The sequence below is a fragment of the Kribbella sandramycini genome, assembly GCF_013131805.1.
GTDB classification, from domain to species: domain Bacteria; phylum Actinomycetota; class Actinomycetes; order Propionibacteriales; family Kribbellaceae; genus Kribbella; species Kribbella sandramycini.
In genome coordinates this window covers 309,564-320,959 of the sequence record NZ_JABJRC010000002.1, presented here as the reverse complement: position 1 = coordinate 320,959, position 11,396 = coordinate 309,564, and the positions used below count along the sequence as shown (strand labels likewise).

11 protein-coding genes are annotated in these 11,396 nt (G+C 71.2%); 9 read left to right on the top strand and 2 right to left on the bottom strand.

Annotated elements, in window-relative coordinates; genetic code table 11:
* Positions 1-21: 21 nt before the first annotated feature.
* The 4 genes from pta to HPO96_RS09150 all read left to right on the top strand — a co-directional run bounded on the left by pta (position 22) and on the right by HPO96_RS09150 (position 5,043).
* The gene (gene pta, locus HPO96_RS09165; RefSeq protein WP_171672918.1) at positions 22-2,091 is read left to right on the top strand and encodes a phosphate acetyltransferase; all 2,070 of its coding nucleotides are present in this window, start codon (positions 22-24) and stop codon (positions 2,089-2,091) included.
* A complete protein-coding gene (locus tag HPO96_RS09160) occupies positions 2,084-3,274 on the top strand; it encodes an acetate/propionate family kinase (RefSeq protein ID WP_171672916.1) in 1,191 nt (396 codons plus the stop codon). Before pta ends, HPO96_RS09160 begins: the two co-directional genes overlap by 8 nt.
* A 124-nt stretch (positions 3,275-3,398) precedes the next feature.
* Entirely contained in the window at positions 3,399-4,370 is a 972-nt protein-coding gene (locus HPO96_RS09155) for a hypothetical protein (protein ID WP_171672915.1), read from the top strand.
* A 1-nt stretch (position 4,371) separates the two neighbouring features.
* Positions 4,372-5,043, top strand: a complete 672-nt coding sequence (locus tag HPO96_RS09150; RefSeq protein WP_337796563.1) for a class F sortase — start codon at positions 4,372-4,374, stop codon at positions 5,041-5,043.
* On the opposite strand, the gene HPO96_RS09145 is transcribed toward HPO96_RS09150, so the two are convergent.
* Together HPO96_RS09145 and qcrB are read right to left on the bottom strand one after the other, a co-directional pair.
* Entirely contained in the window at positions 5,021-5,764 is a 744-nt protein-coding gene (locus tag HPO96_RS09145) for a TIM barrel protein (RefSeq protein ID WP_202885768.1), read from the bottom strand. The two genes, HPO96_RS09150 and HPO96_RS09145, sit on opposite strands and share 23 nt — an antisense overlap.
* A 9-nt stretch (positions 5,765-5,773) precedes the next feature.
* Positions 5,774-7,204: a cytochrome bc1 complex cytochrome b subunit gene (gene qcrB / locus HPO96_RS09140; RefSeq protein ID WP_171672913.1), complete on the bottom strand. Its 1,431-nt coding sequence runs from the start codon at positions 7,202-7,204 to the stop codon at positions 5,774-5,776.
* 138 nt (positions 7,205-7,342) lie between these two features.
* Here qcrB and HPO96_RS09135 point away from each other — a divergent pair, with 138 nt between their 5' ends.
* The 5 genes from HPO96_RS09135 (at position 7,343) to HPO96_RS09115 (ending at position 11,379) form a co-directional block, all read left to right on the top strand.
* Positions 7,343-8,203 (top strand): patatin-like phospholipase family protein, encoded by an 861-nt coding sequence (locus HPO96_RS09135; RefSeq protein ID WP_202885767.1) that lies wholly within the window; start codon positions 7,343-7,345, stop codon positions 8,201-8,203.
* Positions 8,200-9,375 carry a macrolide family glycosyltransferase gene (locus tag HPO96_RS09130; RefSeq protein WP_171672910.1) on the top strand — a complete coding sequence of 392 codons (1,176 nt, stop codon included), beginning with the start codon at positions 8,200-8,202 and terminating at the stop codon, positions 9,373-9,375. Before HPO96_RS09135 ends, HPO96_RS09130 begins: the two co-directional genes overlap by 4 nt.
* On the top strand, positions 9,375-9,851 hold the full coding sequence (locus HPO96_RS09125; RefSeq protein WP_202885766.1) for a hypothetical protein: 477 nt from the start codon (positions 9,375-9,377) through the stop codon (positions 9,849-9,851). The genes HPO96_RS09130 and HPO96_RS09125 overlap by 1 nt, the downstream gene beginning before the upstream one ends.
* Complete coding sequence (locus HPO96_RS09120; RefSeq protein WP_171672908.1) at positions 9,848-10,792, top strand: hypothetical protein; 945 nt, start codon at positions 9,848-9,850, stop codon at positions 10,790-10,792. The genes HPO96_RS09125 and HPO96_RS09120 overlap by 4 nt, the downstream gene beginning before the upstream one ends.
* An 89-nt stretch (positions 10,793-10,881) precedes the next feature.
* A complete protein-coding gene (locus HPO96_RS09115) occupies positions 10,882-11,379 on the top strand; it encodes a sigma-70 family RNA polymerase sigma factor (RefSeq protein WP_171672907.1) in 498 nt (165 codons plus the stop codon).
* The last annotated feature ends 17 nt before the right edge of the window (positions 11,380-11,396 follow it).

The window sequence follows — 11,396 nt, the reverse complement described above, 5'->3', positions numbered from 1 at the left end:
GCGCGCGGATAGGGTGCAGTTATGGCGAACAGCGTGTACGTCGCGTCGGTGGAAGGGGCGACCGGGAAGTCGACGGTGGCTCTCGGGGTCCTGCAGCAGTTGTCGCGGCGGGCGGAGCGGGTCGCGGTGTTCCGGCCGATCGTGCGGCCGGGGGCCGAACGGGACTACGTGCTGGAGTTGCTGACCGCGCACGACGCGGTGGAGCTGACGTACGAGGAGTGCGTGGGGGTCTCGTACGAGCAGGTGCACGCCGATCCGGAGGCCGCGCTCGGGGTGATCGTCCAGCGGTTCCACGAGGTCGCCGAGCGGGCCGATGCGGTGCTCGTGGTCGGTAGTGACTACACCGATGTGGGGACGCCGACGGAGTTCTCGTTCAACGCGAAGATCGCGGCGAATCTGGGGACGCCGGTGCTGCTCGTGCTGAACGGTTTCCGGCGCGGTCCGGGTGATCTGCGGGCGATCGCGGAGCTGGCGGCGGGTGAGTTGCGGGTGCACCACGGGACGCTGGCGGCGGTCGTCGCGAACCGGGTCACCGGCGAGCTGTCCGAAGCGGTTGGCGCGCTGGCCGGGGTCGGCGTACCGGCGTTCGCCTTGCCGGAGGAGCCGGTGCTGTCGCAGCCGACGGTGGCCGATCTGATGCCCGCGGTGGCGGGGCGGCTGCTCAGCGGTGAGCCGGCGTTGCTGAGCCGGGAGGTGACCGGGCTGGTCGTGGCCGGGATGACGATGCCGAACGTGCTCGACCGGTTGTCGGACGGCGCCGCGGTGGTGACGGCCGGCGATCGGCCGGAGGTGGTGCTCGGCGTCCTGATGGCCCATGCCTCGCTGAACTTCCCGCAGATCTCGGCGGTGTTCCTGAACGGCGGGTTCGAGCTGCCGGCCCAGGTCCAGCGGCTGATCGACGGGCTCGGCGCGACGCTGCCGATCATCGACACCGGGCTCGACACCCAGGCGACCTCGGCGGCGCTGACCGCCGTCCGGGGCCGGCTGGCGAAGGGGTCGCCGCGCAAGATCGAGGCCGCGCTGACGTTGTTCGAGCGCAACGTCGACAGCACCGCTCTGCTCGACCAGCTCGAGGTGGTCCGCAGCAGCGCGGTGACGCCGTTGATGTTCGAGCATCAGCTGATCGACGAAGCGGTTGCCCACCGCAAGCACATCGTGCTGCCCGAGGGCGAGGAGGAGCGGATCCTGCGCGCGGCCGACACGCTGCTGCGCCGCGGCGTCGCCGACCTCACCCTGCTCGGCAACCCGGTCGCCATCGGCGCGAAGGCCGCGGCGCTCGGCGTCGATGTGACGGCGGCCCGGCTGATCGACCCCGAGCACGATCCGCTCGGCGCGGAGCTGGCCGTCGAGCTGCAGCGGCTGCGCGCGCACCGCGGGGTGGATCTCGAGCGCGCCCGCGAGCTGGTCCGCGACGTGTCGTACTTCGGCACGATGATGGTCCAGCTCGGCCTCGCCGACGGCATGGTCTCCGGCGCCGTGCACACCACCGCGCACACCATCCGGCCGGCCCTCGAGGTGGTCAAGACCGTGCCCGGCGTCTCGGTGGTCTCCTCGGTGTTCTTCATGTGCCTGCAGAACCAGGTGCTCGTGTACGGCGACTGTGCCGTCAACCCGGATCCGACCGCCGAGCAGCTCGCCGACATCGCGCTCTCCTCGGCCGCGACCGCCGTTGCCTTCGGCATCGAGCCGCGGGTCGCGATGCTGTCCTACTCGACCGGGACGTCGGGGTCCGGCGAGGAGGTCGAGAAGGTGCTGAAGGCCACGAGTATCGTCCGCGACCGCGCGCCCGAACTGCTCGTCGAGGGCCCGATCCAGTACGACGCGGCGATCGATGCCGCCGTCGCCCGGACCAAGCTGCCCGGCTCCCCCGTCGCCGGGCGCGCGACCGTGTTCGTCTTCCCCGATCTGAACACCGGGAACAACACCTACAAGGCGGTCCAGCGGTCCGCGAACGCCGTCGCGGTCGGCCCGGTGCTGCAGGGACTGCGCAAACCCGTCAACGATCTGTCCCGCGGCGCGACCGTCCGCGACATCGTCAACACGGTCGCGATCACCGCCGTCCAGGCCGAGCAGGGAGCCCGTAGTGAGTGACCACGTGCTGGTGATCAACGCGGGTTCGTCCTCGCTCAAGTACAGCCTGGTCGACGGGCGGAGCGGGGAGGCCGCGGCGTCCGGCCTGGTCGAGCGGATCGGCGAGAGCCAGAGCCGGCATGTCCACCACGGGCCGGATGGCGACGCGGAGTCCGAGCGCGCGATCGCCGACCACGAGGCGGCGCTGCAGGCGGCGCTGGATGCCTTCGCGGAGCACGGCCCGGCCCTCGACGGTATCGACTTGACGGCCGTCGGCCATCGGGTCGTGCACGGCGGCGCCCGGTTCGGCGCGCCGACGCTGATCGACGACGACGTGATCGCCGCGGTGACCGATCTCGTCCCGCTCGCTCCCCTCCACAACCCGGCCAACCTGGAGGGGATCGAGGTCGCCCGGCGGCTGTTCCCCAACCTCCCGCAGGTCGCCGTCTTCGACACCGCCTTCCACCAGACGCTGCCCGAGGCCGCCTACACCTACGCTGTCCCGCTGGCCTGGCGCGACGACCACGGCGTCCGCCGCTACGGCTTCCACGGCACCTCACACGCGTTCGTCTCCCAGGAGGCGGCCCGGCTCCTGGACCGAGCAGTCGCCGACGTCAACGTGATCGTCCTGCATCTCGGCAACGGCTGCTCGGCCGCCGCCGTCCGCGGCGGCCGGTCGGTCGAGACCTCGATGGGTTTGACCCCGCTCGAGGGTCTCGTGATGGGCACCCGCTCCGGCGACCTCGATCCCGCCGTCCCGGCCTACCTCGCCCGCGAGCTCGGCCGCACCGTCGACGAGGTGGACCGGCAGCTCAACAAGGCCTCCGGCCTCAAAGGCCTGGCCGGCGCCAACGACTTCCGCGAAGTGCTGCGCCTGCGCGCGGACGGCGACCCCGGCGCCACCCTCGCCTTCGACGTCTACTGCCACCGCCTCCGCAAATACATCGGCGCCTACTACGCCGTCCTCGGCACGGTCGACGCCGTCGTCTTCACCGCAGGCGTCGGCGAGCACTCCCCCGACCTCCGAGCTGCCGCCCTCACCGGCCTCGACCGCCTCGGCATCACCCTCGACGAAACCCGCAACCGCGCCGGCGCCACCCGCATCTCCCCCGACGACAGCCCCGTCGCCGTCCTCGTCGTCCCCACCAACGAGGAATGGCAGATCGCCCGCGAGGCACTCGCGGTCGTCGGTCAGGGCACCTAAGTCGCCACGTAGAGCGATCGAATCGGTCGACCGACCCCCGAATTGTTACAGCGAGTTGTTGACCTTGGCAACGAAGCGCGCATACTGCTGCTGAGATCACCGATCCGCAGCGAGGGGGGACGAGGTGTTCGGACAGCAGAATCTTCGGGCGCGCACGGAGAGCGCGGTAGCCGTTGCCGGGGCGTTGGCGTTACTGGCCGGGGCGGCCGCCGTGACCGCGCCGGCCGCCGCGGCGCCGATGGTTGCCGTCGGCCCGCACGCCGACCCGCCGGGGAACAACGGCACGATCAAGATCGAAGGCGTGGACGTCCAGAGCGGGCCGCCGAACAACAACCCGCATCAGGGCTGCACGTTCGTCGTCGAGTTCTACAACTACGACCAGGGCGACCTGCAGGCGAGCGTGCTGTTCGCCGACCAGGCCCCGACCGCGGACGGCGGGCTGCAGGTCGTGTCCGGGGACACGACGCCGTTCATCGGCGGCGATCCGGCCGGCGGCGGCAACGATCTGGACGCCAAGATCACGTATACGTTGAAGTTCACCGGTCAGCCGCATCCGCAGCAGGGTTACCACGTGAAGATCACCGTGCACGCCCAGGGCTCGATCGGCGCGGACACCAAGCACAAGGTGTTCTGGGTCGAGGGCTGTACGCCGCCGACCACGCCACCCACGACCCCTCCGACGACGAAACCGCCCACCACCACACCTCCGACCACGCCACCGCCGACCACTCCCCCGACCACACCGCCCACGACTCCCCCGACCACTCCACCCAGCACACCGCCTAGCACGCCTCCACCCAGCACGCCGCCGACCGATCAGCCGAGTACGCCGTCGCCGTCCGGCACCACAAGTACACCGGTCGCGCCGAGCACCCAGCGACCGACCACGGACGTGCCATCAACGGGCGCACCGACGACGGACGTGCCGACCACCGGCGTACCGACTGCGGTGGACGCCGGCCTCACCGGCGACTCCAGCCCGGCGAACGGCGGCCCGCTCGGCGTACTCGGCGGTGCGTTACTCGCGGCCGGCGGACTGCTGCTGGCGGCCGGTGCAGCGCTCGTACTCCGCCGCCGGGGCAGGCACAGTAGCTGACGTGACAAGAGCCCGGCGCCGCGGTCGGCCCGCCCCACTTCGGTGGGGTGGGTCGATCGTCCTGGCCGGGTTGGCGTTGGCGCTGACCGGCGCCTACCTCCAGTTCGATCACCCGGCCGACGCCACCGCGCCCAGCCCTCGACCGATCGTCGCCGACTCACCCACGGCGCCGGTCCCGCCGCGCACCGTCGCGAGCGCCCCGGCCCGGGCGACGCCGTCCCCGAGACTTGCCGCGAAACCCGGCAGACCGGTCCGGCTGTCCGTGCCGCGGTTACTGATCGACGCCGCGGTGGTCGGAATCACCGCCGAGCGCGGAACCCTGGTCCCGCCGTCCAATCCCCGGAAACTCGGCTGGTGGTCCGGCGGCGCCCAGCCGGGCGCACGCGTCGGCTCGGCGGTCGTCACCGGTCACACCGTGCACAGCGGTGGCGGCGCCTTCGACGAGCTCGGCCAGTTGCGGCCCGGCGACGTGATCGGCGTGACCACCGCGCAGGGCCGCCTCGGCTATCGAGTCGCCGGCGTCACGACGTACCGCAAGCAGTCCTTCGCGCGGAACGCGGAACGCATCCTGGACCAGACGGTGCCTGGTCGCCTCGTCCTGATCACCTGCGAGGACTGGAACGGCCAGGTCTATCTCAGCAACACCGTGGTCATCGCTCGCCGAGTCGCCTAACCAGGTAGGCACGGCACTCACGGAGTAGCGCGTCGAGCTCGTGCTGCGAGCGGTCGAGCTCGACGATATGCCAGCGAACGGATGGGTTGGCGTGGATGACGGCGGGGAGGTCGAGGACGCCTTCGCCGTAAGGGACGAGGTAGTCGTTCATACCTTGGGCTGGGCCGTCTTTGAGGTGCAGGTATTCCAGGCGGGGGCCGAGGGCGGTGGCTAGGGCGGCGGGGTCGGCGCCGCCGGTCTTGGCCCAGTAGGTGTCGAGTTCGAGGACGACGGCGGGGTGCAGCTCGGCGAGGAGGAGGTCGTACGCCGGGCGGTCGTCGAAGGTGTTGCGGAACTCGGCGAAGTGGTTGTGGTAGCCGATCCGGAGGTTGTACGGCGCGGCGTTGGCGACGGCTTCGTTGATCCGGGCGGCTCCGCGGCGGACGTCGTCCGGCGTGCTGAACTCGTCAGGTTCGAGGCTCCAGATCAGGGTGTCCGCGCCGAGTTCGGCATAGCGGTCGAGGATGGCGGTGGCTTCGGGGCCGTGGGGGAAGGGCGCGTGCGCGCTGCAGAGTTCGAGGCCGAGGTTGTCCAGGTGGGCGCGGACTGCGCTCGGCGGGTGGCCGTAGAGGTCGTACAGCTCGACGGCGGTGAAGCCGAGGGCGGCCACGTGGTCGAGGGTGCCCAGCAGGTCCTGCTGGGCCCGTGCGTGCAACGACCACATCTGCAAGGCGATGGACACGACCGCAGTTTAGGTGTGCTGGTCCTGTTCGAAGAGGTTGGCCAGGCGGCTGCGGAGAGTCCGAGGTGCAGGTTCGCTCTGGGGCCGGGTGGGAGCGCCGAGGCTCCAGCGGCGGTAGGGGTCGAGAGCGCGATGGTCCTCGACGTATTCACCGCTCGGTAGCCGGACGACGCGGCCCGTCTCCATCCCGTGCGTGGCGAGCTCGACGTCGGCGCTCTGGAGGCCGAGGCAGATCCGGCGGGTGATGTAGAGGGCGAGCGGTGGCCCGATGATCAGCAGCGCCTGGAAGAAGTGGATCAGCGCATTGACCGAGAGGTGGAACATCAGGGCCATCGTGTCGGCCGCCGCAGCTGCCCACAGGACGCCGTAGAAGACGATGCCGGCGACGCCGATACCGGTCCGGAGCGGGTTGTTGCGCGGACGTTCCAACAGGTTGTGGTCCGCGCGGTCGCCGATGATCCAGCCCTCGATGAACGGGTAGACCGAGACCAGGCCGAGGAAGACCGTGCAGACCAGCACCGGGACCAGGATCGCGAGTGTGAGCGTGCGCCCGAACCAGACGACCTCCCAGCCGGGGGCGAGCCGCAGCGCGCCGTCCAGGAACGCGAGGTACCAGGCCGGGCCGATCCCCGCCGAGGCGTTGGCGGCGTCGGCCGGGCCGTACATCCAGATCGGGTTGATCGTGGCGGTGGCGCCCATCAGGAACGCGAGGCCGACGACGAAGCAGAACAGCCCGGCCGCTTTCACGACGGCGATCTTCAGCGGCCGGCCGACGATGTTGTCGTTCGTCCGCCCGGGCCCGGGGAACTGCGCGGGCCGGTGCTTGAGCGCAAGGAAGCCGGCGACCGCGAACAACAGCACCAGGACGACGGGCAGCACGTAGACGTGCAGTGGGTAGAACAGCTTCAGCACGTCGCCCGGGAACTGCCCGGCGAAGAGCAGCGCCGAGATGTCCGCGCCGATGAACGGGATGGACTTCACGACGCCGTCGATGACCGCGAGGCTCGTCCCCGACAGCATGTCGTCGGGCAGCGACGTACCGGTCAGGGCGGCGCCCAGCATGGCGGTGAACAGGCCGAACACGACCAGCCAGCTCAGCCGGCGCGGGCGACGGAAGCCGCCGGTGAAGAACAGCCGCAACAGGTGCAACATGATCGCGGCCACCATCAGCAGCGTGCCCCAGTGGTGCATCTGGCGAATCAGCAGACCGCCGCGCATTTCGAAGCTGATCTCCAGCGTCGAATCCAGCGCCCGCGACATCGTCACCCCGCGCAGCGGCACGTACGGCCCGTCGTACACGACGTGCTCGAGGGACGGGGCGTACGGAATCATCAGGATCACGCCGGTGATCATCACCACCACGAAGCTGTAGAACGCGATCTGCCCGAACAGCAGCGACCAGTGATCGGGGAACACCCGGTCCTTCAACGAGCGGTGCATCAGCGCGGTCCTCTCTCACGCCAGCCGACACCTTCAAGACCCCGTCCGGGGCCGATTTGTGACGTCGTGCGGCCGATGTCACAAAGCGCGGCCGAGCGTGGTCCATCGAGTGAGGACCCGTTCCTGGAGGGAGTCGCGATGGGGTTGGCGGAGTTGCCGCGGCCGGTGGCGGTGGCGCTGGGCGGCGGCGGGGTGCTGGGGGCGGCGCATGTCGGGGTCGGGCATGCGCTGGAGCGCACCGGGTTCGTCCCGGACCTGATCGTCGGTACGTCGGTCGGCGCGCTCACCGGCGCGATCGCGGCCGCGCACCCGGAGTCCGCGGCCCCTTGGCTGGAGGAGGTCTGGACCAACCTGAGCCGGCGCGAGGTCTACCCGTTCGGCTTCCTGGCCTCCCGGGCGAGCCTGTTCTCCGATCGCGGGCTCCGGCGCCTGATCGCACACGCCGACCTGCCGGAGCGGATCGAACAGCTGCCGATCCCGTTCACCGCGGTCGCGATGGATCTGACCGACGGCGCGGAGGTGCGCCTCGACCGGGGCGACCTGGCGACGGCGTTACTGGCCAGCTCGGCCATCCCCGGCGCGCTGCCGCCGGTGATCCAGGACGGGCGGACGCTCGTGGACGGCGGCATGATCGCGTACGTCCCGGTCCGCGCCGCCGAGCTGGCCGGCGCCGCGAGCGTGCTGGTGCTGTCGACCGGCCCCGCGAGCGGACCGTTGCCGCCGGCAACACCACGGCGGGCCGGCGCGATCGCGTCCCGGGCCGCGGTGCTCCAGGTCCACCACCAGATCGAGGGCGATCTGGCCGACGTCGCGCGGCGGCTGCCGGTCGTCGTCCTGCCGACCGGGATCGACACCTGGCCCGCGCCCTGGGACTTCGGGCACTCCCGGCGGCTGATCGACACCGCCGCCGGCACGGCCGGGCGCTTCCTGGACCGGCTGCACATCGAAGGCCCCGGCCTGTACCGGGGCGCGGCACACGAGACAGGGGTCCGGCCATGAGCACGATCGCGTTCCTCAACATCGCCATGCACGGCCGGGTGAACCCGACCCTGCCGATCGTCGCCGAGCTGGTCCGGCGCGGTCACACCGTCACCTACCACACGTCCGCGCGGTTCGCGCCGGACGTCGAGGCGGCCGGGGCCAAGGTGTTCCTGTACGCCGGGGGCGAGCAACCGCTCCCGGACCCGCCGACGCCGGTCACGCTGATCGACGGCCTGGCCCGGACGGCGGTCGTCGTCCTGCCCGAGCTGCTCGGCGACCTGCGCGCGGCCCGGCCGGATCTGATCGTGCACGACTCGGCCTGTCTGTGGGGCGCCGTGGCCGCCAAGGTGCTCGGGATCCCGGCCGTCTCCTCGTTCACCACCTTCGCCTTCAACCGGGAGGCGCTGAGCCCGACCAGGCTCTCCCGTCCGCTGCTCCGGGAGGCGGCGTCCCGGCCGGGCAACGTGATCGGCTATCTCCGGGCCCGCACTCAGTTGCGCCGCCGGTACGGCGTCCGCGGGTTGCCCTTGGTTGACCTGGGCAACCTTCGGCAGCCGCTCAACCTCGTCTACACGTCGAGTATGTTCCAGCCGGGGACGTTCGACGACTCGTACCGGTTCGTCGGCCCGAGTATCGGCTCCCGGCCGATGGACCCGACCTTCCCGTTCGATCGGTTGCGCAACCCGGTGCTGTACGTCTCGCTCGGCACGGTCTTCAAGGCCGACCCCGCCGTACTCCGGACCTTCGCCACCGCACTCGCGCCGCTGGGCGGCACGGTGATCGTCGCGACCGGTCAGACCGATCCGGCCGCGCTGGGCCCGGTGCCGGCGAACGTCGTCGTCCGCAGCTCCGTTCCGCAGCCGGACATCCTGACCCGCGCCGCGCTGTTCGTCACGCACGGCGGGATGAACAGCGCCAACGAGGCCATGTACGCCGGCGTCCCGATGCTCGTCGTACCGCAGGGGGCCGATCAGCCGTTGGTTGCGAGCCGCGTCGTCCAGCTCGGCGCCGGGTTGTCGATCACGCCTGCGGAGGTCAGCGAGGGCGTCGTCCGCGATCACGGCCGCCGGCTGCTGCACGATCCCGCGTTCCACACCGCGGCGGCCGCGCTGCAGCTCGCCGAACGCGAGCCCGGCGGCTTCCGCCGCGCTGCCGACGAGCTGGAGCGCTATCTGGGCCGGACCAGCTGATGTCAATGGTCGCCGTACTGATCCTGATCGCCGGCCTGTCCGAGTCCGCGGGCCGGGTGTTGCCGTTGGTCGCTCGCCGCCCCGGGATGTCGAAGCCGGTGGTCGCCGGGTTGCTGCTGACCGGCGGGCTCGTCGAAGCGACTGTGATCACGCTCTGGCCGCGCTTCGCCCGTAGTGTGGCCGAGCTGCTCGCCGACGGCGGCGGCAGCTTCGCCTGGACGCCGGGCCTGGTCGCACCGCTCGTGCTCGCCGGAGTGCTCGCCTTTCCATGGCTCGGCCCGCTGCTGCATTTCGCGCTGCTCACCGCAGTCGGCGCGACACTTGCCGGTCCGCTCGCGGCCGCGACCGGTGTGAACTGGTGGGCCGCCGCCGGCATTCTGGCCCTCACAGCAGTCCTCCTCGCCCTGGCCGTCGACATCGTGCGCCGGTTGGTCGCCAAGGGGCTCTCGATCGGTGTAGTGGAGCAGACCGCATGACCGGGTACCTGTTGTGGCTGGGCCTGGTCGGCCTGGTGCTGATCGTCGAAGGGCTACTCGCTCGCTACGAGCTGCTGGCGTACAGCGTCGGTTGGCGGCGGGCGACCACCGAGCTGCCCGAGGGTCTCCCCTACGCCCGCGGAGCGGCACCGGACCGGCCGCCCGCGGCGTACGTGGTCTATCTGGACGGCATCGGCAAGCGCCGCTTCCGCGACACCCGGGACGGCGGTCAGCTCGTCCAAGCCGTGCTCGCCGGCGGACCCGAGCTGCGGGTCCTCGGCCAGGTGCAGCCCTACTCGCCGCTCGCGGATCCGCTCGCCGACCGTCCGGTCTGGTCGTGGCTGCGGCGCCGGGCCGGGCTGCTGCTGTTCCTGCACAACGTCATGCAAACGTTCGTTGCCGCCGACCACCGATACCGCCCGCTGTACAACCGGGCCGTCGGCAACCAGATCGTCGTCCAGCTCCGCCTGGCCGGCTACGCGGCCGGAAGCGCGATCCCCGTCGTTCTGCTCAGCTACAGCGGCGGGGCCCAGGTAGCGACCGGCGCCGTCGACGAGGTGCATCAACAGCTCGGCGCGCCGGTGGTCGTCGTGATGCTCGGAGCCTTCCACAACGGGGCCAACGACCTGCGGTACGCCGATCATGTCTACCAGCTCACCAGCGCGTACGACCGGATCGAGCGGCTCGGCACCTGGCTGTTCCCGCAGCGTTGGTCGCTGTTTCGGCGGAGCGGGTGGAATCGCGCCGCCCGCGCCGCGAAGGTCACGGTCATCGGGCTCGAACCGGCGACGCATGTCGGCCCGCGCAGCTACATCAGCCCGACCGCGACGCTACCCGACGGCCGCACCCATCTGGACCGGACCGCTGCCGAGGTTCTTGCGATCGTCCGGGCACACAGCGCGACGCCACCGGCCGGCCACGTGCCCCGCGTGGCCACGTAGTTGCCGCAACCACGCGTTTCACGCGGCGCGCTCACCCCGCCCGGCCGCGCAGTCTGAGACTGCGGGGCCGATGCGAGGAGGAAGAGCTCATGGACGACGTCACCGAGGCGGTCGAGGTCTTTGTCCGGCTGCGGCCGCGGCTGGTCCGCATCGCGCACCGGATCCTGTCCGGAGCGAGCGAGGCCGAGGACGTCGTCCAGGAGACCTGGCTGCGCTGGCAGCGCACCGACCGGACCGCCATCCGCAACCCGCAGGCGCTGCTGGTCACCACGACGACCCGGATCGCGCTCAACGTCGCCCAGTCCGGCCGCCGCCGGCACGAAGTCCCGATGGACTTCGGCAGCGTCGAAATCCTCGACACCGCCGCCGACCCGGCGACCCGCGCCGAGAACCACCAGGCCGCCGAGCAGGTCCTGCTCGTGATGCTCGCCAGCCTGAGCCGCGCCGAACGCACCGCCTACCTGCTGCGTGAGGTCCACGACTGCTCCTACGAGCAGATCGCCGCCACCCTGGACATCGAACTGGCCAACTCCCGCCAGCTCGTCTGCCGCGCGCGCCGTCGCCTCACCCTCGAACTGGCCGGCTGACCAAGGCCAGCCGGCCG